Genomic DNA, 21,616 nt, shown 5'->3' with positions numbered 1-21,616 from the left:
CCGGCCCCCGCCCCGGGGGTGGGCGCTCACGCGCGCGGTGGCCACGGCCAGGCGGCGGCCGCCGCGTCCGCCTCCGGGCCCGCCACCTCGTCGAGCACCGCCCGCAGCCGGGCCAGGCACTCGGCGGCGAACGCCGGGAGGGTGCGCCAGTAGTACGGGATCCCGCTGACCGCGACCGCGATCGCCCAGGCCCGGGCGCGGGTCCAGGTGGCTTCGTCCGGGGCGAGTGCCTCCCGGTACGCCCGCCGGGCCTCGGGCGGCAGGTCCCAGACGGGGGCGTGCTCGGCGTCGGGGTGGCCGACGGACAGGCAGCCGAAGTCGATGACGGCGCTCAACCGGCCGTCCCGCACCAGCAGGTTGCTCGGCTTGAGGTCCCCGTGCAGCCACCCGTGCGGTCCCGACGGTTCGGGCAGCGCGAGCCCGTCCCGCCACAGTCCCTCCAGCGCGTCGAGGTCCAACTCCCCGCCCAGCAAGGCCCGGCACTCGCCGAAGCGGCCGGCGATCGACTCCTCGACCGCCCGCAACCCGCCCCCGCGGTACCAGCTCAACTCGCCCGTCCGCCGGGCCCCTCGCAGATCCGCCCCGTGCAACTCCCGTACGAACTGCGCCAGATCGGCCCCGAACCCGGCCCAGTCCCGCACGCTGTCCGGCCCCGCCTCGGCCCCCTCCAGCCACCGGTACACCGACCACACCAGTGGGAACCCGGCCCCCGGGACCCCCGCGTACAGCGGCTCGGGCACCGGCCACGACAGCGACGGCGCCAACCTGGGCAGCCACTCCCGCTCCTTGCGCGCGGCCCGCGCCGCGTCCGCCGTCCGCGGCAGTCGCACCAGCAGCCCGCCGCCCACCCGGTACATGGTGTTGTCCGTCCCCGCCCCCGCCGCCACCACCGGCAGCCCACCCCACTGCGGACACTGCTCCGCCACCAACGCCCGCACGAGCGCCTCATCGCCCGGAACTTCGTCCTCGTGCAGCATCATCCCGGCAGTCTCCCCGCCGTCCCGCCCCGGGGCCAGTGGATTTCCGCCCCGCCACCGCGAACACCCGCCGGGTCCGGCACGTCACCGCGCCGCCCCGGGCTCCTCCGCCACCTGCTGCCGCGCGACCACCGACCGCGGTCCCCACCCGGCGGCCTTCGCCGTCTTCCAGCCGCCCTGACGTTCAACTACCCTTTCCCCAAGGGGGATTGCCGATGTTGTTGGTGCGGGATCTGGTACGCGAGGTGGTGGCGGAACACGCGCCGCACGAGTTGCCGCTGGTCGACGGCCTGCGGACCCTGGACGATGCCGAGGTCGTCCGCGTCCTGCGCGGCCGGGGGCCGCGCAGGGAGCCGCTCGGGTTCGGTTTCGCGGAGGTGGCGGCGCTGGTCACGCCCGTCGTCTGGCTCGCCCTCGACCAGGTGCTCAAGCAGACGGCCGAGACGATCGCGGAGAGCGCGTTGCGCCGGTGCCGTTCGGGGATCCGCAAGCTGCTGCGCCGCCAGGCCGAACCACCCGTCTCAGTAGTGGAGTTGACGCCGGAACAGCTGGCACTGGTCCGAACGCTCGTCCTGGAGCGGGCCGCCGAGCGGGGCATCGCACCACAGGAGGCCGAAGCGCTGGCCAACGACGTCGTGGCGCGGATCGCGACCGGGAACGCGACGGGCCACGAGCTCTCCGGAACACCAGAATCCGACGCGTGACTGCCGCCGGGCTTCGGAGCGCGACCGGTACGGGCCCCCGGTTCGTGCTCCTCATCGTCCTGGTCACGGTGTCGAGCACCCAGGCCCTCGGCGCGGCGGCCGTGCTGGTCGAGACCTGGGTGTTCCGCCGCCACACCGTGCCACCCGGATGGGACTGCCTCTACGCCGCCGGATTCGATCCGGTCGGCAGCGACCTGGAGAAGGTCCAGGTGATCGCACACCAGGCGGCGGCCCTCGACAAGTGCGCCGCCACCCGACCGGTGTCGTACCAGGGCGCGATCGCGGCCCTGGTGCTGTTGGCCGTCGCGGCCCTGGTGTACTGGTGGCTGCCGGCGCTGCGCGACCGCCGCCGGCGCCCGGTGCCGGTCGAGGCCGTCGACCCCGACGGGACGCTGACGGCCGAACTGGCCGACCTGTGCGCCCGGAGCGGAATCCGCTCCCGCCCGCGTTTCCACGTCGACGCGGCCCGGTTGACCTCGGGCGCCGCCGTCCACGGACGCACCGGAAGGTACACCGTTCTCCTCCACGGCGGCCTGCTCGTGCGACGCGGCACCGACCCCGAGCGCTTCCGCGCCGTCGTCCTGCACGAGCTCGCGCACATCCACCACCGCGACGTGGACTACGCGTACGCCACCACGGCGTTGTGGCGGGTGTACGTGCTCCTCGCCCTGCTCCCCTCGCTCGCCCTCGACGGGCTGCTCCTCGCCGACGCCCTCTCCGGGGCGGACTCCCTGCGGTGGCGCGTGTTCTCGCGCGGCACCGTGGCGGACGTCGTCGTCGGGCTGCTCCTGGCCGGACTGGTCCACCTCGCCCGGGCGGACCTGCTGCGGCGCCGCGAACTCCAGGCGGACCTCCGGGCCGTCGCCTGTGGCGCACACCCCGACACCTGGGACGCGGCCGAACCGCCGAGAACCGTGCGGCCACCGCTGCACCGGTTCCTCGCGGCGCTGCGCACCCACCCCGGGTGGGCGGAGCGCAGGCGGACGCTGGCCGACGCCGACCGGGTGCCCGGCGTCGGCTCGCTGGAGATGTTCCTGGCCGGTGTGGCGACCTGGTTGCTCTACGACTCGGCCGCATCGCTGCCGCTGCCCCTGTCGAAGACGTGGGAGTACTCGCTCTGGACCACGGTCGTCCTCGTGACGCCGGTGCTCTGCCTGAGCCTGGGCCTGCCGATCGTCCGCGCCGCGCTGACCGCCCGAGGCCGCGCCGGATCCGGTGCCCGGGCGGGTCTCTGGCTCGGCTGCGGGCTGCTGCTGGGCGCCGTCACCACCGAAGGCCGGAGCCGCCTGGCCTGGGTGCCGCCGCAACCGGAGTACCTGGTCGCCCTGCTCTTCATCGGCGCGGTGCCCGTCGTGTGGTTCTCCCAGTGCCTCCGCCTGGCCGTGGGCCTCCCCGGGCGGCGCCGACGGTGGACCGCGGCGGCGCTCTGCGCGCTGGTCACCGGGTTGCTGCTGGCCGCGGGACTGCAATGGTGGCAACTGGGAGGCAGCCGGATCGCGCTCGGGGCCGGCGATCCGGGCGGTGCGATCTCCGCGCTCTACGACCGCAGGGGCCCGGGCCTGTGGCAGGACTACCGTTTCGACCTGTCGGCGTTGTCCTTCGGCATGCCGCTGCTCACGCCGCTGTTCGGTGACGCCCTGTTCGGCGTCGCCGCGCTGCTGGCGTGGCTCGTGCCGCTCGTGCTGGTCCTCCTCCAGCGGCCGGGTTTCCGCCTGCGGCGGACGCTCGGCGCGGGCCTGGCGGGCGGGCTGCTCTCCTGGGCGGGGCTCGCCCTGATGGCGTACGTGCTGTACCCGCAGCGGCCGGCCGGTCTCCAGGAGCGGACCGCGGCGTACCTCGCGGTGCACCTGTGGTGGTCGGTCGTGACCGTGCTGGCGGCCTGTCTCCTGACGGCCGGGCTGGTGGCGGCCTTCTCCCGGCGGCACTGGCTACCGCGGGCCCTGGTCGCGGTCCCGGTGGTCCAACTGCTCGGCTACGCGGGTGCCTTCGCGCTCTACTCCGCCGACGGCTGCCTCGGCCCGTTCAACACCGTCGTCGACCGCTGCCGGCGCTCACACCTCCAGGCCGGTTTCGACAATTCCCGAGCGGTCGTCATGGTGACGCTCGTCGACGCCGTCCTGGGGGCCGCCTGCGCGGCGGTGGTGGGCGCGGGCACCGCCCGGGCGGTCCGCCGCCTGCGCCGGCGCCCGGCGGAGCCCGTCGGCACCGACGCGCCCCCTGGCCCAGTCGGCCCGGTCCGGCGGCGCCGTCGCCTCGCGGCGGCGGGCACCGTCCTCGTCCTCGCCTCCCCCCTCGCGGCACTGACCGCCGGTACCGCCTGGTACACGCCGACCCTGCCCGGCGACCTCACGGCCGTGCCCTGGCCCACCGCGCGGGGCCAGGACCAGCTCCCGCCCGACCAGGCGGCCGAGCTCCGTCGGACGCAGCTGTACGCCTGGATGACCGGCGGCGGGACTTCGGCCGTCCGGGAGATCGACACCGCGACGATGGCGCTGGCCGCCGAGATCACGAAGGCCGGCACCGAGACGCCGAAGGCCAACGGCAAGGTCTCGGTGGACGAGCAGGCGTTCCACCGGCTGTGCGGTGCCGTGGGCGACCGGGTCGTCGAGGCGCAGCGCTACTTCTCCGTCCCCGACCCGGAGTTGCGGACCGCCTGGTCCGACGCGCTGGCCCGGATGAGGAAGGGGGCCCAGGAGTGCCAGGACGCGATGGTCCCGCCCGCAGACGGGCCGCAGCACACCGACGAGGAGCGGGCACGGCTCTTCACCGCCTCCCTGCACGAGGTCACCGACGGGTACGGGAACCTCGCGAGCGGCTTCAAGGCGATCGCGGCCGCCGCCGCCGCGACCCCCGCCCCCGGGGAGTGACTTCAGCGGGTCCGTCCAGCGGTCGGAGGTCCGGGAGGTCCCGGCCCCCGTCACCGGGCAGCGCTTCCTCCGGCGCGACCGGGCCCGGACGCGCCGGGCTGCGCCACGTACTCCACCGTCTGCATCATGCCGAGGTCCTCGTGGTGCAGTTGGTGGCAGTGCGCGATGGTGCGGCCGGTGAAGTCCTCGTAGCGGACCAGGAAGGTCACCGACTCGCCGGGGGTGCCGCCGGCCAGGCCGACGGTGTCGTGCCAGACCGGCGGGTCCAGCCGGACGCCGTTGCGGTGGGTCACCAGGAACGGGTTGGTGTGCAGGTGGAAGGGGTGGTTGAAGCCGGGGGCGGTCTCGCCGGTGCGGACCGTCCAGCGTTCGGTCCGGCCCAGCGGGAGCACGTGGTTGACGTGGTCGGGGTCGTACAGCCCGTACGCCGGGTCGCGGTGCGGGTCGCCGCCGGGGTCGGCGGGCGGGGTCGCGCCGCTGCCCAGCACCCGGAAGGCGTCCGGGAAGGGTTGCGGGAAGACGCCCGGGTCGACGTGGAAGAGCACTTCCCGGTCGGGGCCGGTGACGTCGCGCTCGTCGAGGAACGGGCGGCCCGCCGGCAGCGCGGTCGGCAGGGCCATCGGCGGGTCGACCGGGTCGCCCGCCACCTCGACGGTCAGCAGCGGTTCCGCGACCCGCGCCGCCCGCAGCTCGTACCGCCCGGGGGCCCCGCCCCGGACCAGCAGGTCCACCCGGTTGCCCATCACCAGCGACACCGTCCGCGCGGGTACCGGGGCGGGCAGCGTCACCCCGTCCTGGGCGATCCGGTGCATCGTCAACTCGCCGTCGGGGCCGGTCAGTCGCAGGTCCAGTGCGGTGAACGCGGTGGCCCCGACCAGCCGCCAGCGCTGCACCTCGCCCGGCCGCAGCGCCAGCACCGGGTTGACCGCGCCGTTGACGGTGAACACCGACGGCACCCCGGCCGTCCAGGCTCCGGAGGTGAACGGCGGCACCCGGCCGCCGCGCAGCTTGAGCTCGTTGACGCACACCACCACGTCCGCGGCGGCCCGCACCTGAGGCACCTCGTCCACGTCCCCCTCCACCACGAGCACCCCCGCCATGCCCCCGGCCAGCTGTTCGGCGGTGGAGCCGTGCAGGTGCGGGTGGTACCAGTACGTCCCGGCCGGGTGGTCGGCCGGGATCCGCAGCACCGTGCGGTAGCGCGGCTCCGGGTCGCCGGACGCGGCGCGCGGCGCGAACTCGCGCAGCACGTTGTCGGCGAGGCCGGACGGGGAGACGTGCAGCCCGTGCGCGTGCAGGTTGAAGCTGTTGGGCCGGTGCGGCATCCGGGCGCCGCGCATCCCGCCCGCCGGGTTCGGCGGCAGCCCGTTGACGTGGGTGAGCAGCAGGGTGTCCCCGGCCCGCACCCGCAGCGTCGGCCCCGGGAAGCCCCCGTTGTAGGCCCGTACGGTGACCGGCCCGTACCCGGGCACCCGGACCTCCGCGTACCGGACGTCCAGCACCTGCTCCAGCACCGAGGGCACCCGCTCCGGCGTCGGCCGCCGCCGGACCGTCGCGGGCTGCGGGAAGGCGGCCCGCCCCGCTGCCGTCGTCGCCGACGCCGCCCCGGTGCCCGCCGCCACCACGAGACCGGCCGCAGCGGCCCCCTTGAGCAGCACCCGTCGACCGATCACGCCACTGTCTCCCATAACCGGGCAATCTAGGGCAAAGCGGCGCCACTGTTCGCCCCGCCGCACCGCGCGGCCCGCTCCGGTCGACGGTCCGTCAGGACCGCCTGCGGGGCCCGCCCCCGTCCCCGGCAGGCCGGGAGCGGGGACGGGCCGGGAGCGGGGGCAGGCGGCCGGGTCAGGAGATGGAGAAGACCGAGGCCCACTTCTGGCCGGCGCTGCCGGCGGCGGCGGTGTTGGCGGTGACGGCCTGGCCGGCGGTGGCGTTGCCGTCGAGGACGAAGCCCGTGGCCGGGTTGGTCAGGGTGTAGGTGCCGACGGCGTTCTGGGTGACCTGCCACTTCTGGTTGGCGGCGCCGAGGTTGACGGCGGTGAGGGAGATCTGGCCGCCCGCGGTGGTGGGCGCGGTCAGGTAGAGCGGGATCGGGCAGCTGTCGTAGACGCGGACGGTGCCGTCGGTGTTGGTGGCGAACTTCCAGCGCTGCGAGGCCCGGGTGGTGTCCAGGGCGGCGAACTCGGCCACCGAGGGGATGCTGCCGCTGCAGGTGCCGCCGCGCTGGAGGGCGACGCCGCCGCCGTTGCTGAGCGCGTGGTAGGCGCCGTCGTTGACCACGGTGGGGCCGTAGTTGATGGCGTGGGTGTCGAGCGCGGTCAGCGCGGCGCCGGTGGTGGACAGCGGGGGCGCGGCCGTCGGGCGGACGTTCTTGAACCAGTCGGCGAAGGTGGCGGGCGTGTGCGAGGCCAGGGTGGCGACGGTGCGGTCCCAGCTGCCGTCGACCTGGTTCCACAGCTGGAGCAGCGCCCCGTCCACGTTGCCCTGGACCTGGTCGCCGGTCTGCCAGCCCGCCGCGGCGGTGAACGGGTAGGAGGAGCCGTCCGGCCAGACGTAGCGCTGGTCGCCCAGCAGGTAGGCCGCCACCGAGTCGGCGAAGCCCTCGGTCCAGGCGCAGGTCGCGGAGGACGCCGTCGGGACGTAGTGCGGGTTGCAGTTGGTGACGGTCGGGAAGGTGCCGTTGTACAGCCGGTTCTGGAAGAAGTGGCCCGACTCGTGCAGCACGGTGTGCTCGGAGTCCGGGTCGGCGTCGGCGAGGTGCACGGTGTTCGACAGGTCGTACCAGGGGCCGTCGGTGGAGCCGGGGTACCAGCGGACGGTCAGGGTGGTGCAGGTGGCGGCGTTCGCCTCGGCGGTGGTCCAGCACGGGGTGGTGGAGTTGGCCCGGCGCGACCAGAGCAGGTTGACGGTGTCGAAGGCGTGCCAGGCGCGGGCCGCGCCGGTCGGTTTGACGACGCCGAGGGCGAGGCTCGTCGATATGTTCGTCTGGGTCGGCGTGTCGTAGGTGTAGACCGTGCCGCCGGCGTCGGCGACCTTCCACACCTGGTTGTCGCGGGTGGCGAAGTGGACGTACAGGTGGTCCATCGAGGTGGTGGCGACCGGGGTGTAGCAGAGGTTGAACGAGCCGTCGGCGGCGCCGGTCAGCTGGGTGTCGGGGTTCAGCTTGTGGTCGGTGTCGGTGGACTTCTCCCGGCCCCAGAGCTCGACCGAGGCGTTGCGGGCGGCCCGGGTCAGGGTCGGCTTCCCGGTGCCCGCCTCGGCGGACTGGTAGTCGAACTGGAGGGTGCCGCTCAGGCAGATCGGCGTCGCGGCGGCGGCCACTCCCGCCGAGAGCGGGACGAGGGCGCCGGCGGCGAGGGCCGCGGGCAGCAGCAGGCGCAGCAGGATGGTGGAACGGTGCGGCATGGACGTCCTTCCGGAGGTGCCCGCGCGGGGTGCGGGGCGGGAGCGGCGGCCCGTGACGCACCGTTCGGTGACGGACCGTCAGAGGCGCGAGCCATCGTCGGTTCGGCGCCGCCCCGCCCACCAGGGGCGCACGGAATCACCGCCACCGTTTGTGGATTTCACGTGTGCGCCCGCGCGTGTTCGGATCCGCCCCGCGCTCCGCAACCCGTCGTAGCCCGGCCCGAGGTGTGCCCGCGCGGCGGCGGGCCGACGTGCGAACGGCGGGGGAGGCGGATCGGTGGTCCAACTCGCCCGCACGGGACGGACGTTCGACGGGCGCACGGCCCAGGGCGACGTGCGCCCCACCAATGCCGGGGGCTGCCACCGGAGCCCGCCGGCCCGGCCCGTCCGGATTGCCCCGCCCGGTTGTTCTGACGCGAACAACGGAAGTTCCGGGGCCGCCTTCTCCGCAGCGGATATCCGATGCCGCCAAAATGGTTCTCCGTCCGATTATCACCCTCTATGTCGTATGCGTTCCATGTCTTCCGCGCCCCGGTCCGCCCGGAATTCCGGAGGGTTGGTTCGGCAATTCGGCCGACTGGTATGGTCCGTGACAACGAGCCAGATCGGGGGGGACGGCTTCTTGCCCGCTGTGCCCATGTCTCCGAGTCACTTTTGGATCGGGCGCCACCGCACGGGCAGGCCGGTAACGGTTCCGCGGAGAGCGCCCAAGAACTGGCGCACCATGCGTACGAAGACCATGAAATTGACCGTCGCCGCCGTCGCCGCGGCCGCCGCGCTCTCGTTGACGGCCTGCGAGCCGGACGGCAGCGACGGGACCGGCGACGAGGCGGCGGGCGCCGGTACCTCGACGGCCTCCGCCCCGGCCGCGGGCGGCACCCCGACGGGCAAGGCGACCGGCGCCACCCCGACGGGCAAGGTGACCGGCGGGAGCACCGGCGGGACGACCTCGTCGGCGGGGGGCGGCACCGGCGGGAGCACGGGGGGCGGCACCGGGGGCGGCGATGCCGCGGGCGGCGGCAGGCTGAAGCCGGCCGCCCAGTCGGTGAAGATCGGCCAGCCGGCCACGGTCGACTTCGCCGACAAGCAGGCGAACGTCACCACCAAGCTCCAGATCACCGTCACCGGGGTCGAGATCGGCTCGATCAAGGACCTCCAGGAGGCCAAGGCCCCCACCGCGAACGCCGAGGGCCACACCCTGGTCTACGTCAGCTACACGATCAAGAACCTCGGCGACGCCAGCCTCTCCTTCACCGCGCCGAGCTCGAAGTTCGTGGTGGTCGACACCGCGGGCCACAACGGCGTCTTCATGGACCCGCCCGCCTCGATCACGGTGGCCAAGTGCCCCGGCCCGAAGTTCCAGGGCGTCAAGAAGGGCATGGAGGCCAAGGGCTGCAGCATCATCGGGCTCTCCGGCACCGACAACGCCCCGGCCCAGGTCGGCTACACCGACCTGGTCGACCTGCTCAAGTTCCAGGCGGCCTGGACGAAGTGACGTCCGGGGGCCGACGCGTCCGCTCCGGCCCGGCGGGGCCCGGACCGGCGCGGCCGGAACCCCGGACGCCACCGCCGCGCACGCCGCCGCGCGGCGCCGTCGCGGTGCCCGTCGGCACCGCGCGGCGGCCTCCCGGCCCCGGGGGCGTTCGCGTGGTCTGATGAAACGTCGGGCGCGCGGGCACGGAGAGCGAGGCTGGTCGGGCATGCGGATCGCGGTCATCGGGGCGAACGGCGCGATCGGTCGGTGCGTGGTGACCGAGGCGCTGGCCCGGGGGCACCGGGTGACGGCGGTGGTGCGGCGGCCGGAGCAGTACCAGGGGCTGGCGATCAGCGTGGAGCGCGGGGACGTGCTGGACCCGGCGGACGTGGCGCGGGTCGCGGCGGGCCGGCAGGCCGTGGTGAGCGCGGTCGGCGGCGGGGACGGCCCGGGCCGGGGGCGGCTGGTGGAGCCCGCCGCGCACGCGCTGGTCGCGGGGCTGCGGGGGCTCGCGGACGCGGCACCGCGCCTGCTGGTGGTCGGCAGCGCCGGCAGCCTGGCCACCGCTTCGGGCGCGCCGCTGTGGGACGACCCGGCGGTGACGCCCCGGCAGTTCGAGCTGATGCGGGCGCACGGCCGGGCCCTGGACTACCTGCGCACGGTGCGCGATCTCGACTGGACGGTGCTCAGCCCGCCGCGGAGCCTGGTTCCGGGCGAGCGCACCGGCGCCTACCGCTCCGGCACCGACGAACTGGTGACGACCCCGGACGGCCTGTCCACCCTCTCGCTGCCGGACTTCGCGGCCGCCCTGGTCGACGAGCTCGAACAACCGGCCCACCACGGCGAACGCTTCACCTGCGCCTACTGAACCCCGTCGGGGGCGGGACCCCGCAGCGGCGCGCCCTTGGGGCACCAGGTCGCGTGCGGGCTGCGGTACCGCTCGGCCCCGTACAGCACGGTCGCCTGCCCCAGCAGGCCGACGAGGACGATCGGCACCACGACGGCCAGCACGGTGTGTCCGGCCCGCTCCCGTTCCGGTCGGCGGAACAGGGCGTGGCCGAGCTGCCAGGCCGCCCAGCCGAAGGCGGCGGCGCCCGCCACCAGGCCGGCGAGGGCGAGCGCGGGCGCGGGTCCGGAGATCTGGAGGGTGCCGAAGCAGTGCCGGCCGAGTTCGGCCTGGAACGCGGACAGCGCCCACAGCGCCGCGACGGTGCAGGCCCAGCCGCCCCCGGCCGCCAGCAGGCTGTAGCGCGTCCGGTGCCACCAGCGCACCCGTTCCTCGTCCATTCCCGCCCCGCCTCGCCTCGGTCGTCCCCTGTCAGGTCCGGACGCCGCCCGGGCCGAAGAGGTTGCGGCCGGCCCGGGGCGGGCCGGCGCGGCTCAGCCGAACTGGACGGAGCGCTTGGCCAGGCCCATCCAGAAGCCGTCGATGACGCTGCGCTGCTCGCCGAGGTCGGCCTCGCCGGCGCCGAGGGTGACGAAGAGCGGGGCGAAGTGCTCGGTGCGCGGGTGGGCGAGGCGGCCGGCCGGGGCCTTGTGCTCGAAGTCGAGCAGGGCGTCGAGGTCGCGGGCCTCCAGGGCGCGGCGGCCCCAGTCGTCGAACTCGGCCATCACGGAGGTGATCCGGCCGTCGGGGGAGAGGGCGCGCAGGTTGTGGGTGAAGAAGCCGGAGCCGACGATCAGGACGCCCTCGTCGCGCAGCGGGGCGAGCTTGCGGCCGATCTCCATCAGCTTGCGCGGGTCCAGGGTGGGCAGCGAGACCTGCAGGACCGGGATGTCCGCGTCGGGGTACATCTCGACCAGCGGGACGTACGCGCCGTGGTCGAGGCCGCGGTCCGGCACGTCCTGCACGGGGGTGCCGGGGGCGCTGAGCAACTTGCGGACGGAGGCGGCGAGTTCGGGCGCGCCGGGGGCGGCGTACCGCACCTGGTAGTAGTGCTCGGGGAAGCCCCAGAAGTCGTACACCAGCGGGAGGGTGCGGACCGCGCCGATCGCCAGCGGGGCCTCCTCCCAGTGTGCGGAGACCATCAGGATCGCCTTGGGACGGGGCAGGTCGGCGGACCAGGCGGCGAGCTGGCCGGGCCAGACCGGGTCGTCGGCGAGCGGGGGCGCGCCGTGCGAGAGGTAGAGGGCGGGCATGCGCTCGGTGGTGGGGGTGCTCATGGGTCCGTCCTCCTGTAGCCGGCCTGTAGTTCAAATTTGAACCTCGTGCCTCCGAAGGTACACCTGAGTTCAAATTTGAACAACCGGAGTAGACTGCGGGGCATGGACGATCCCCGCTGGCTCGACGAGACCGAGATGGCCGCCTGGCGCGGGTTCGTCGCGGCCGCCAACCTGGTCGCCCGCCGCCTGGAGCGCCAGCTCAAGGAGGACGCGGGGCTCTCCCACACCCAGTACGAGATCCTGGTCCAGCTCTCCGCCGCCCCCGGCGGCTCGCTGCGGATGACCGACCTGGCCGACCGCCTGATCACCTCCAAGAGCGGCCTCACCTACCAGGTCACCCAGCTGGAGAAGGCGGGCCTGGTGGCCCGCCGCTCCTGCCCCAGCGACGTGCGCGGCGTCTTCGCCGAGATCACCGACCAGGGCTGGGCGACGCTGCGCGCCGCCGCCCCGGGGCACGTCGCCGCCGTCCGCGAGGCGCTGATCGACGTGCTCACCCCGACCCAGCTGGCCGCCCTCGCCGACAGCCTCGGCACCGTCAGCGACCGCCTGCGCGCCGCCGACTCCTGAGCCCCGCCGCCCCGCCGCCCGCTGTCACCCGCTCCGCCGCCCCGCGGTCACCCGGCCGGCACCGGCGGCAGGCCCAGCAGCGCCGCCACCCGCTCCACCGTCGCGTCCTCCCCGTCCGCCAGCACCGTCTCGACGCCCAGCGCCCGGGCCGGCGGCAGGTTGGCCGGCTGGTCGTCGACGAACACGCACGCCCGGCCCGGCAGCCCCATCGCCTCCAGCACCAGCCGGTAGATCGCCGGGTCCGGCTTGGCGAGGCCCACCCGCTCGGAGATCACCGCGACGTCGAACAGCTCCCAGAGGCCGAGCGCCGCGTACGGGTCGTACGGGTCGGTGCCGAAGCTGTTCGACAGCAGCGCGACGGTGTGCCCGGCCGCCCGTGCCGCCCGCGCCAGGGCGATCATCCGGACCGCCGGGCGGACGGTGGACCAGGCCCGGCCCATCAGGTCCACGTGGTCGGCGAGGCCGAGGGCGGGGGCGACCCGCCGGTTCCACTCGGCCTGCCCGATCCGCCCGACCTCCAGGTCCGCGTACAGCGCCCGCACCGCCGGGTCCCCGGTCAGGGTCCGCCACCAGGCGTCCGGGGCGAGGCCCTCCCGCTCGCACCAGGCCCGGTGGGAGGTCCCGGTGCCCCGGGTGAGGACGCCCGCGAAGTCGAGGATCAGCCCCCGCGGCGGGGGCCGGTCCGTTCCGTCGCCGTCCTGCCGCGTCCCGTCGCCGTGCGGCTGCGCCACGGTGGTTCCCCCTCCGGTCGGTGGTTGCTGGTCTTCGGAGGGGGTCTTCCCCGTTCCCGGGCCGGTCAGAGCGCCGTCGCCCGCACGCACAGCACGTCCGGCAGGTGGGAGGTGAGCAGCGACCAGTGCTCGCCGCCGTCGGGGGAGCCGTACACCTCGCCGTTGCGGTTGCCGAAGTAGACGCCCGCCGGGTCGCCGTCGTCGGTGCACAGCGCGTCGCGCAGGACGACGCCGTAGTGCTCCTCGGCGGGCAGGCCGGCGGTCAGCGGCTGCCAGGTCTCGCCCGCGTCGGTGGTGCGGAAGACCCGGCAGCGGCGGTCGACGGGCAGCCGGGCGTAGTCGGCCTCCAGCGGGAACAGGTACGCGGTGCCGGGGGTGCGCGGGTGCGCGGCGACGCCGAAGCCGAAGTCGGCGGGCAGGTCGCCCGAGATCGACTTCCAGGTCCGCCCGGCGTCGTCGCTGCGGTAGACCCCGCCGTGGTTCTGCAGGTAGAGCCGGTCCGGGTCGCCCGCGTCCCGGGCGATCTTGTGCACGCACTGGCCGAACTCGGGGAACCGGTCGGGCAGGAAGTCGGCCCGCACGCCGAGGTTGGACGGCCGCCAGCTCAGGCCGCCGTCGGCGGTCCGGTAGGCGCCGCCGGAGGAGACCGCGACCAGCAGCGCGTCCGGGTCGCGCGGGTCGGTGAGGACGGTGTGCATGCCCTGGCCGCCGTAGCCCGCGCCCCAGTGCTCGCGCTGCGGGTGGTCCCACAGCCCGTCGACCAGGGCGAAGCTCTCGCCGCCGTCGGTGGAGCGGAACAGCGCGGCGGGCTCGGTGCCCGCGTACACCACGCCCGGGGCCTCGTCGCCGGCCGGCTGCAGCTGCCAGACCCGCTCCAGGGTGGCGCCCGTCCGCTCGGGGAACTTCACCGCCGGCCGCGCGGGCTCCTGCCAGTCGGCGCCCAGGTCGTCCGACCACCACACCGAGGGGCCCCAGTGGCTGCTGTCCGCCCCGACCAGCAGCCGGGTCCGGCCGCCGCGGCGGTCGATGCCCACCGCGTAGACCCCGTTCATCGGGAAGTGGGGTCCGCTGAACTCCCACGTCTCGCGGTCCGTGCTGCGGCCCAGGAACAGGCCCTTCTTGGTGCCGACAGCCAGCAGGAAACCCTGCGCATCCCGTGCATCGTTCATCGTCGAACCCATCCGGAGACTCGGTCGTAACGCGGTCCCGCAGCAGTGTGCTCCGGGCCACTGACAGTCGCACGCCAGCACGCCGGGGGCCCGGCAATGCCGGACGCCCCGCAGGTGGTTTACAATTCAACAATGCCGGGAGCGCGACACCCCGACCGCGCCCGGCACCCGACGGAGGAGGACCCGATGGCATCCACGATCGACCTGCGCCGCGCCGACGAGCGCTTCCACACCCGGGCCGGCTGGCTGGACTCCAAGCACTCCTTCTCCCACCACTGGGACCCGACCAACACCCACTTCGGCCTGCTGCTGGTCTCCAACGACGACACCGTCGCCCCCGGCACCGGCTTCGACACCCACCCGCACCGGGACATGGAGATCATCACCTGGGTGCTCGACGGCGGCCTGGTCCACCAGGACTCCGAAGGCCACAACGGCGTCATCTACCCCGGCCTGGCCCAGCGGATGAGCGCCGGCACCGGCCCGGCGCGGAGCGCTTGAAACGGCACGAGTCTGCACAGCGAGAAGAACGACTCCTGGACGCTCACCGGCGAGCCCGCCCACCGCGACCCGGTCCACTTCATCCAGATGTGGACCATCCCCGACGCGGCCGGCATCGCCCCCGGCTACGAGCAGCTCGACATCAACGACCAGCTCGCCCGGGGCGGTTGGACCACCCTCGCGTCCGGCATGGCCAAGCACGCCAACCAGCGCGCCATCGGCATCCGGCAGAAGCACGCCGCCCTGCACGTCGCCCGCCTGCGCCCCGACGAGACCCTCGAACTCGCCACCGCCCCCTTCGTCCACCTCTACGCCGCCCGCGGCGAGGCCGCCGTCGAAGGCGCCGGCCTGCTCCACCAGGGCGACGCCCTGCGCATCACCGCCGCCGAGGGCCAGCGCGTCACCGCCGGCCCCGAGGGCGCCGAACTCCTCCAGTGGGAGATGACCGCCGCCCTCGACTGACCCGGCCCCCACCCACCGAAAGGCCCGCCCCCCACGGGGACGGGCCTTCGGCGCGTACGGGACGCGCGGGGACGCAGAAGGGCGCCCGGAGGAAGGGTGTTCCTCCGGGCGCCCCGCGTCCGGGCTCCGCCGCGGGGGCGGGGCCGGGTCAGTTCTGGGCGGCCTTCTGGGCCGCCACGCCGGCGTGGACCTCGGCCATGTCGAGCTTCCGGGCCTGGCCGATCAGGTCCTCCAGGGCGGCTTCGGGGAGCGCGCCGGGCTGGGCGAAGACCAGGACGCCCTCGCGGATGATCGCCAGGGTCGGAATCGACCGGATGTCGAACGCCGCGGCGAGCTCCTGCTGGGCCTCGGTGTCGACCTTCGCGAAGGTGATGTCCGCGTGCTTGTCGGACGCCCGCTCGAAGACCGGCGCGAACTGGCGGCACGGGCCGCACCAGGCCGCCCAGAAGTCGATCAGGACGAAGCCCTTGTCGTCCTCACCCTGGACCACCTCGTCGAAGTTGTCCTTGGTCAATTCCACCGTGCTCATCATCGCCACCTGCCTCTCGCAGCTCCGGCCCCGCCGTTCGGGCCCTTCGCCCGGCACAACTCCGTCGCCAGCGGAACTATTCCGGCAGCCGTGAGCGGTGAACACCCGGGACCTGCCGTACGTACCCCAGGGCGAACCGGTCGAACCAGGACCGGAACGCCACCTCCCGGACGGGAGCACCCCGATGACCACCACCGGCCGGACGGCCCCCCGCGACCGCCGCCTCACCCTGCTCGCCGCCGGCACCCTCGCCGCCGCGGCCCTGGTCGCCGGCTGCGGCAGCAGCGGCGGCAGTGGCAGCAGCACCTCGGCGGGCCGCACCGGCAACCCCGGACAGAGCCAGGGCACCCTGATGACCGCGCACGACGCCAAGCTCGGCACCCTGGTCACCGACGGCCAGGGCTACACCCTGTACCGCTTCGACCAGGACACCAACAACCCCTCGGCGAGCCACTGCACCGACGCCTGCGCCTCGCTGTGGCCGCCCGAGACGGCCAACGGCAGCGGCAGCGCCGACCTCAAGGGCATCGACGGCAAGCTCGTCTCCACCGTCACCCGCCCCGACGGAAGCCACCAACTCACCCTCGACGGCTGGCCGTTGTACCGCTACAGCCCCGACACCAAGCCCGGCGACACCAAGGGCCAGGGCGTGGACGGCACCTGGTTCGCCGCCACCCCGAGCGGCGCCAAGGCGATGCCGGTCAACGGCGGCACGCCCGGCACGCCGTCCGGCGGCGGCTACTGAGGGCCGTGGACGGCCGGGCGGAGCGGGGGGTGCGGCGCGGGCGCCCGAGCCGCACCCCCGTCACGGTTATCGACACCAGCCGCCCCGGACTTGAGGTCCCCGGCCCGCCCCGCGCCCCCCGCCCGCCGAGGCCGCCGCCCGCACCGCGCCCGATCGCCGCCGCGCGCCCCGCGCGCGAGGATGGCGCCGTGGCCGAGCCCCCGCGCACCCCCGTCCCCCGCGGCACCGGACGCCCGGCCGCCGAGCACCGGCTGATGCGCGCGCTGTACCGGGAGCACGCCGGCCCGCTGTACGGCATGGTGCTGCACCTGGTCGGCGGCGACCGGCAGCGCGCCGAGGACGTCGTCCAGGAGACCCTGGTGCGCGCCTGGCGGCACCTCGACCGGCTCGACCCGGACCGCGACGGCCTGCGGCCCTGGCTGGCCACCGTCGCCCGCCGGATCGTCATCGACGGCCGCCGCAGCGCCCGCGCCCGCCCCCGGGAGGTCCCGGAGAGCGCCCTCGACCGCCTCCCGGACCCCGCCGCCCCCGCCGCCGAGGACGAACTCGACCGCGCCCTGCGGCTGATGACGATCACCGACGCGCTCGGCGCGCTGTCCGCCGCGCACCGCGCCGCGATCACCGAGACCTACCTGCGCGGCCGCACCGCCACCGAGGCCGCCGCCGTCCTCGGCGTCCCGCCCGGCACCGTCCGCTCCCGCCTGCACTACGCCCTGCGAGCCCTGCGGCTCGCCCTGGAGGAACGGGGCGTGACCCCATGACCGCACCCCGCGAACCGTACGACGGCCCGCACGACGGCCCGCACGACGACGGCCCGCACGACGACAGCCCGTACGAGGACCCGCACGCCGATCTCGGCGCGCACCTGCTCGGCGTGCTCGAACCCGAACGCGCCGCCCGCTTCGCCGAACACCTCGCGCACTGCCCGCGCTGCACCGCCGAGGCCGCCGAACTCGCCCCCACCACCGCGCTGCTCGCCGAACTCGCCGCCGACGCGCTCCCGGAACCGGCGGGCGAGGAGCTGCTGCTCGGCCGGGTGTCCGCCGAGCGGCGGCGCGCCAAGGTCCGGCGGCTGGTGCTGGCCGCCGTCGCGGCGATCCTCGCGCTGGGCGGGCCCGCGGTCACCTGGGCGGTCGTCCAGAGCAGTCAAGTCGCCGCCACCGCACAGCGGTTCAGCGCCACCGACCCGGCCACCGGGGTGTCCGCCACGGTCGGCGTCGACCCCGCCGCCTGGGGCAGCCGGATCACCCTCGACCTGGACCGCGTCCCCGGCCCGCAGACCTGCGAACTGGTCGCGGTCGGCACCGACGGCACCCGGCAGACCGTCACCAGCTGGACCGTCCCGCCCACCGGCTACGGCGCCACCACCGGGCTGCGCACCGCGGGCGGCAGCGGGCTGCCCCCGGCGGCGATCGCCCGCTTCGAGGTCCGCTCCGGGACGTCGGTGCTGGTCACCGTCCCCGTCCCCGGGGCACACTGGAAGCAGTGAGGAGGCCACGCGGGCCCGGGGAGCTGCCCGCCGCGGGGCGCGTGGACAGCGGTGATGAACAACCGGATGCCCCTGCTCTGCCCGCGCTGCGGTCTCCCGCAGCAGGTCGTCCACGAGGACGACCCCCACCACCCGGTGCGCGTGGTGCACACCGGGACCGGCCGCGAGGCGTGCGACGAGCCGGAGACCGTCGAGGAGCCCCCCGGGGAGGACGTCGGAGAGGCGCCGGTCGACGTGGAGCGGACCGGCCTCAGCCGCTGCTGAAACCGGCCCCGCCTCGCCGCCCCGGCCCCGGCGTCGCACCCTGGAAGGACCGGACCGGCCCCGACGACCCGAACACCCAGCACGCACCCGGGAGGTGGCGGCCATGATGAGGACGCTGGTCGGATGGCACATCGAGATGGAGTTCCAGGAGGACGGCGACCACACCAGGGCCGCCGCGATGGTCCGCCTCGCCGACGGCACCGAGCTGCGCGGCCACGGGAGCGCCACCCGGCGCCACGGCGACCGCCCGCAGCTGCGGGTCGGCGAGGAGGTCGCCGGGGCCCGCGCCCTCAACGACCTCGCCATGCACCTGCTCACCAAGGCGCACGACGAGATGACCCGCCCCACCGGCGACCCGATGGCCCCGCTGATGTGGCGCGAGGTGACCTGACCGCGCCCCGGATCAGAGTTCGTCCAGCGGCACCGCCGGGTCGGCCAGCCGCTCCGCGTCCACCGCCCGCCCGGAGCGGACCAGTTCGCGGATCGGGTCGGTGACGTCCCAGACGTTGACGTTCATCCCGGCCAGCACCTTCCCGCCGGACAGCCAGAACGCGATGAACTCCCGCCCGGCGACGTCGCCCCGGAACACCACCCGGTCGTAGCCGCCGGGCTCCGCGTAGCCGGTGTACTCCATGCCCAGGTCGTACTGGTCGGTGAAGAAGTACGGGACGCGGTCGTACACCGCCGCCTTGCCGAGCATCGAAGCGGCCGCCACCGCGGGCTGGTTCAGCGCGTTCGCCCAGTGCTCGACCCGGATCGGCTTGCCGAACAGCGGGTGGAAGGCGTTCGCCACGTCGCCCGCCGCGAACACGTCCGGGTGCGAGGTGGCCAGGTGCTGGTCGGTGCGCACCCCGTTGTCCACGGTCAGGCCCGCGTTCTCGGCCAGCGCCGTGTTCGGCGCGATCCCGACGCCGACCAGCAGCACGTCGGCCGGGACGGTGCTGCCGTCGCCCAGCCGCACCCCGTCCGCCCGCAACTCCTCGACCTTGACGCCGAACCGCAGGTCGACGCCGTGCGCCCGGTGCAGGTCGGCGAAGACCCGCGCGGCCTCCCGGCCCAGCACCCGCAGCAGCGGTAGCTCGGCCGCCTCCAGCACCGTCACCTCCGCCCCGGCGGTGCGGGCCGCGGCCGCCGCCTCCAGGCCGATCCAGCCCGCGCCGACGACCACCACCCGGGCGCCGGGGCGGAACGCGGCCCGCAACTGCTCGCTGTCGCCGAGCCGGCGCAGCGTCCGCACGAAGTCCCCGTCGCCGCCCGGCACCGGCAGCGCGCGCGGCGCCGAACCGGTGGCCAGCAGCAGCTTCGAGAACGGCAGCCGCTCGCCGCCCTCCAGCGTCACGGTGTGCCCGGCCGGGTCGATCGCGGTCGCCGCCGCGCCCAGCCGCAGCTCCACCCCGTGCTGCTCGTACCAGTCGGCCGGGTGGACGTAGACCTTCTCCTTCTCCTCCTTGCCGAGCAGGTACCCCTTGGACAGCGGGGGCCGCTCGTACGGCCGCTCGGCCTCGTCGCCGACCAGGGTGACCGGCCCCCGGTAGCCCTCCGCGCGCAGCGCCTCGGCGGCCTTCGCCCCGGCCAGGCTCGCCCCGACGATCACGATCCCGGTGTCCATGCCCCACGTCCTTCCCACAGTGGCGTTCCCTTGTCGCCGTCCTGCCCGACCTTGGCACCGCCACACGTCCGACCGGGGGACCCGCGCCGCTCCGCGGCCCCGCCGGGCCCGGATTCGTCCGCGAGGCGGACCACGATCCGGCGGGGCCGTCCGCCTAGGCTGGGGCGGGTCCGGCCGTCCGGCCGGCGGAGCGTCGAAGGGAGCCCGCGGGATGGTGGAGCGAACGGCCACGGTGCGCTGCGTGCCCGCGGTGCCGTGCTGGGTCGGCCTGACCGTGCGCGACCTCCGGGCCGCGCAGGACTTCTACGGCCCGCTGCTGGGCTGGGAGTTCACCCCCGGCCCGGACCGCTGGGGCCCGTACCTGCGCGCGGTCGTCGACGGCGTCGAGGTCGCCGGACTGAGCGAACTCGGCACCGACTGGGAACGCCCGGTCGCCTGGACCACCTACTTCGGCATCGAGGACGCCGACCGCGCCGCCGACGGCGTCCGTGAACGCGGCGGCACCCTCGCCGTCGGCCCGCTCGCCTTCGACGCCGGCCGGGTCGCGCTGGCCGCCGACCCCTTCGGCGCCACCTTCGGCATCTGGCAGGGCGAACCCGCCGGGGCCCGCCCCGGCGACGCCCCCCGGACCACCCGCTCCGGCGCCCCCGCCTGGATCGAACTGCGCACCGCCGACCCGTTCGCCGCCGCCCTCTTCTACGGCGAGGTGTTCCGCTGGGACGACCGCGACCCGGCCGACTTCGAGGTCCGCTACGAGCACGAGCGCGTCGTCCTGCGCTCCGCGGACCGCAGCGTCGCCGCGCTGCGCTCCGCGAAGGACCTCTCCCCGCACTGGGAGGTCTTCTTCGCCGTCACCGACACCGACACCGCCGCCCACCGCGCCACCAGCCTCGGCGGCCGCGTCCTGGACGGCCCCGCCGACTCCCCGTACGGGCGCGTCGCCCGGCTCGCCGACGCGGAGGGCGGCCACTTCTCGGTGCTGGGGCCCGCGATCTGAATCCATGGGCTCACGAGAGCGAAACCAGGGGCTCGGGGAACGGCGAGTCCGTGCTGCTGGTGGCCGGAGCCCATCGAAGGTCCGTGCTGCTGCGTGTCTTCAAGAGAACCGCAAGCAGAAGCGCGCAATGGCAGTGCACCGTCAGCAGACTGGGCCTCGCCGTTCCCCGAGCCCCTGTCGGGGCTCTCTGCTCAGCGCCCCACCGGGGAGAACAGCCGGTGCATCGCCTCCGGCAGGTCGTCCGGGTGGCTGACCGGGCGGTGGAAGTCGAAGCGGGCGTCCAGGGTGCCGCCGCCGAGCAGCAGGCGCACCCGCAGGCCGTGGCGGTCGAGGGCGACCGGGCGGACCTCGTGCAGGGGGTCGGTGGTGGGGCGGTGGTGGTCCAGGGCGCTCGCGCCGAGCAGGAGCAGTTGGTCGGCGTGCGCGGCGGCCAGGTGCTGGAGCAGGCCGGCCTCCTCGGCGGCGACCGGGTCGGGGGCCGCGGCGGCCGTCCCGTCCGGGTCGAGGCAGCACTCGGAGCCCCACAGGTCGTCCAGCGCCAGGTGTTCGGGCTCCAGTCGGAGCACCACCCCGGCGCCGTCCCCGTGGCCGTGCCGGGGGAACAGCACGGCGGCGCTCTCGCCGGGGGCGCGGGAGAGCAGGCCGCGGACCCGGAGCCGGCCGCGGACGCGGTGCGGGACGGCGACGGGGGCGACGTCCACGCAGTCGAGTTCGGCGGTGAGCGGGCCGCGGGCCAGCGCGGTGATCCGGTGCAGCGCCGACTCGCGGCCGACCAGCACCGCGACCGAGCCGTCCGGCCGCGGTGCGCAGGCGACCTGCGGCGGCAGGCCGGGGCGGGCGGTGAGGTCGGCGCCGCGGACGTCCAGGACCGCGGAGGAGGCGAACTCCAGCAGGGTGCGGGCGCGTTCGGCGGCGGACGGGCGGCGGGCGGGCTGGGGCAGCACGTGGAGCCTCCTTCTTGAT

At 75.2% G+C, this 21,616-nt stretch carries 23 protein-coding genes; 13 read left to right on the top strand and 10 right to left on the bottom strand.

Going from position 1 to position 21,616, the window contains the following annotated elements:
* Nucleotides 1-26 precede the first annotated feature (26 nt).
* Nucleotides 27-980, bottom strand: a complete 954-nt coding sequence (locus tag ABD345_RS05935) for an aminoglycoside phosphotransferase family protein (RefSeq protein ID WP_344550701.1) — start codon at nt 978-980, stop codon at nt 27-29.
* A 212-nt stretch (nt 981-1,192) separates the two neighbouring features.
* Between ABD345_RS05935 and ABD345_RS05930 the strand changes: the two genes are divergently transcribed.
* Both ABD345_RS05930 and ABD345_RS05925 read left to right on the top strand, forming a co-directional pair.
* Nucleotides 1,193-1,681 carry a hypothetical protein gene (locus tag ABD345_RS05930; RefSeq protein ID WP_344550700.1) on the top strand — a complete coding sequence of 163 codons (489 nt, stop codon included), beginning with the start codon at nt 1,193-1,195 and terminating at the stop codon, nt 1,679-1,681.
* Complete coding sequence (locus ABD345_RS05925) at nt 1,678-4,548, top strand: M48 family metalloprotease (protein ID WP_344550699.1); 2,871 nt, start codon at nt 1,678-1,680, stop codon at nt 4,546-4,548. The genes ABD345_RS05930 and ABD345_RS05925 overlap by 4 nt, the downstream gene beginning before the upstream one ends.
* A 50-nt stretch (nt 4,549-4,598) precedes the next feature.
* On the opposite strand, the gene ABD345_RS05920 is transcribed toward ABD345_RS05925, so the two are convergent.
* Both ABD345_RS05920 and ABD345_RS05915 read right to left on the bottom strand, forming a co-directional pair.
* Nucleotides 4,599-6,221, bottom strand: coding sequence for a multicopper oxidase family protein (locus ABD345_RS05920; RefSeq protein ID WP_344550698.1), 1,623 nt, complete (start codon nt 6,219-6,221; stop codon nt 4,599-4,601).
* A 172-nt stretch (nt 6,222-6,393) separates the two neighbouring features.
* A complete protein-coding gene (locus ABD345_RS05915; RefSeq protein WP_344550696.1) occupies nt 6,394-7,953 on the bottom strand; it encodes an RICIN domain-containing protein in 1,560 nt (519 codons plus the stop codon).
* A 739-nt stretch (nt 7,954-8,692) separates the two neighbouring features.
* Here ABD345_RS05915 and ABD345_RS05910 point away from each other — a divergent pair.
* Together ABD345_RS05910 and ABD345_RS05905 are read left to right on the top strand one after the other, a co-directional pair.
* Nucleotides 8,693-9,448 carry a hypothetical protein gene (locus tag ABD345_RS05910; RefSeq protein ID WP_344550695.1) on the top strand — a complete coding sequence of 252 codons (756 nt, stop codon included), beginning with the start codon at nt 8,693-8,695 and terminating at the stop codon, nt 9,446-9,448.
* Nucleotides 9,449-9,653: 205 nt separating this feature from the next.
* Nucleotides 9,654-10,295, top strand: a complete 642-nt coding sequence (locus tag ABD345_RS05905) for an NAD(P)-dependent oxidoreductase (RefSeq protein ID WP_344550694.1) — start codon at nt 9,654-9,656, stop codon at nt 10,293-10,295.
* Here the strand turns inward: ABD345_RS05905 and ABD345_RS05900 are convergent.
* Nucleotides 10,289-10,714 carry a hypothetical protein gene (locus ABD345_RS05900; RefSeq protein ID WP_344550693.1) on the bottom strand — a complete coding sequence of 142 codons (426 nt, stop codon included), beginning with the start codon at nt 10,712-10,714 and terminating at the stop codon, nt 10,289-10,291. The genes ABD345_RS05905 and ABD345_RS05900 overlap by 7 nt on opposite strands.
* 93 nt (nt 10,715-10,807) lie before the next feature.
* Complete coding sequence (locus ABD345_RS05895; protein ID WP_344550692.1) at nt 10,808-11,590, bottom strand: dioxygenase family protein; 783 nt, start codon at nt 11,588-11,590, stop codon at nt 10,808-10,810.
* Nucleotides 11,591-11,692: 102 nt separating this feature from the next.
* On the opposite strand from ABD345_RS05895, the gene ABD345_RS05890 reads away from it, so the two are divergent.
* The gene (locus ABD345_RS05890) at nt 11,693-12,157 is read left to right on the top strand and encodes a MarR family winged helix-turn-helix transcriptional regulator (RefSeq protein ID WP_344550691.1); all 465 of its coding nucleotides are present in this window, start codon (nt 11,693-11,695) and stop codon (nt 12,155-12,157) included.
* Nucleotides 12,158-12,204: 47 nt separating this feature from the next.
* On the opposite strand, the gene ABD345_RS05885 is transcribed toward ABD345_RS05890, so the two are convergent.
* Both ABD345_RS05885 and ABD345_RS05880 read right to left on the bottom strand, forming a co-directional pair.
* Nucleotides 12,205-12,888, bottom strand: coding sequence for an HAD-IA family hydrolase (locus ABD345_RS05885; protein WP_380272737.1), 684 nt, complete (start codon nt 12,886-12,888; stop codon nt 12,205-12,207).
* 65 nt (nt 12,889-12,953) lie between these two features.
* A complete protein-coding gene (locus tag ABD345_RS05880; protein WP_344550690.1) occupies nt 12,954-14,057 on the bottom strand; it encodes a WD40/YVTN/BNR-like repeat-containing protein in 1,104 nt (367 codons plus the stop codon).
* Between the two features lie 186 nt (nt 14,058-14,243).
* Here ABD345_RS05880 and ABD345_RS40255 point away from each other — a divergent pair, with 186 nt between their 5' ends.
* Nucleotides 14,244-14,558, top strand: coding sequence for a pirin family protein (locus tag ABD345_RS40255; RefSeq protein ID WP_380272735.1), 315 nt, complete (start codon nt 14,244-14,246; stop codon nt 14,556-14,558).
* Nucleotides 14,559-14,645: 87 nt separating this feature from the next.
* Nucleotides 14,646-15,020 (top strand): pirin family protein, encoded by a 375-nt coding sequence (locus ABD345_RS40250; protein WP_380272733.1) that lies wholly within the window; start codon nt 14,646-14,648, stop codon nt 15,018-15,020.
* 148 nt (nt 15,021-15,168) lie between these two features.
* Here the strand turns inward: ABD345_RS40250 and trxA are convergent, their stop codons facing one another.
* On the bottom strand, nt 15,169-15,558 hold the full coding sequence (gene trxA, locus ABD345_RS05870; RefSeq protein WP_344550689.1) for a thioredoxin: 390 nt from the start codon (nt 15,556-15,558) through the stop codon (nt 15,169-15,171).
* 175 nt (nt 15,559-15,733) lie between these two features.
* Here trxA and ABD345_RS05865 point away from each other — a divergent pair, with 175 nt between their 5' ends.
* The 5 genes from ABD345_RS05865 (at nt 15,734) to ABD345_RS05845 (ending at nt 18,438) form a co-directional block, all read left to right on the top strand.
* A complete protein-coding gene (locus ABD345_RS05865; protein ID WP_344550688.1) occupies nt 15,734-16,294 on the top strand; it encodes a hypothetical protein in 561 nt (186 codons plus the stop codon).
* Nucleotides 16,295-16,482: 188 nt separating this feature from the next.
* Nucleotides 16,483-17,055 (top strand): sigma-70 family RNA polymerase sigma factor, encoded by a 573-nt coding sequence (locus ABD345_RS05860; RefSeq protein WP_344550687.1) that lies wholly within the window; start codon nt 16,483-16,485, stop codon nt 17,053-17,055.
* Nucleotides 17,052-17,783 (top strand): anti-sigma factor family protein, encoded by a 732-nt coding sequence (locus tag ABD345_RS05855; RefSeq protein ID WP_344550686.1) that lies wholly within the window; start codon nt 17,052-17,054, stop codon nt 17,781-17,783. Before ABD345_RS05860 ends, ABD345_RS05855 begins: the two co-directional genes overlap by 4 nt.
* 54 nt (nt 17,784-17,837) lie before the next feature.
* Complete coding sequence (locus ABD345_RS05850; RefSeq protein WP_344550685.1) at nt 17,838-18,047, top strand: hypothetical protein; 210 nt, start codon at nt 17,838-17,840, stop codon at nt 18,045-18,047.
* A 103-nt stretch (nt 18,048-18,150) separates the two neighbouring features.
* The gene (locus ABD345_RS05845; protein ID WP_344550684.1) at nt 18,151-18,438 is read left to right on the top strand and encodes a DUF1876 domain-containing protein; all 288 of its coding nucleotides are present in this window, start codon (nt 18,151-18,153) and stop codon (nt 18,436-18,438) included.
* A gap of 12 nt (nt 18,439-18,450) precedes the next feature.
* Here the strand turns inward: ABD345_RS05845 and ABD345_RS05840 are convergent, their stop codons facing one another.
* Complete coding sequence (locus tag ABD345_RS05840) at nt 18,451-19,656, bottom strand: NAD(P)/FAD-dependent oxidoreductase (protein ID WP_344550683.1); 1,206 nt, start codon at nt 19,654-19,656, stop codon at nt 18,451-18,453.
* Nucleotides 19,657-19,867: 211 nt separating this feature from the next.
* Here ABD345_RS05840 and ABD345_RS05835 point away from each other — a divergent pair, with 211 nt between their 5' ends.
* On the top strand, nt 19,868-20,653 hold the full coding sequence (locus tag ABD345_RS05835; protein ID WP_344550682.1) for a VOC family protein: 786 nt from the start codon (nt 19,868-19,870) through the stop codon (nt 20,651-20,653).
* 191 nt (nt 20,654-20,844) lie between these two features.
* Here the strand turns inward: ABD345_RS05835 and ABD345_RS05830 are convergent, their stop codons facing one another.
* Nucleotides 20,845-21,597: a DUF2470 domain-containing protein gene (locus ABD345_RS05830; protein WP_344550681.1), complete on the bottom strand. Its 753-nt coding sequence runs from the start codon at nt 21,595-21,597 to the stop codon at nt 20,845-20,847.
* Between the last annotated feature and the right edge of the window lie 19 nt (nt 21,598-21,616).

It is taken from the genome of Kitasatospora saccharophila (assembly GCF_039529925.1).
GTDB classification, from domain to species: Bacteria; Actinomycetota; Actinomycetes; order Streptomycetales; family Streptomycetaceae; genus Kitasatospora; species Kitasatospora saccharophila.
The sequence above is the reverse complement of the archived record's forward strand: the minus strand, read 5'-3'. Positions and strand labels throughout refer to the sequence as shown.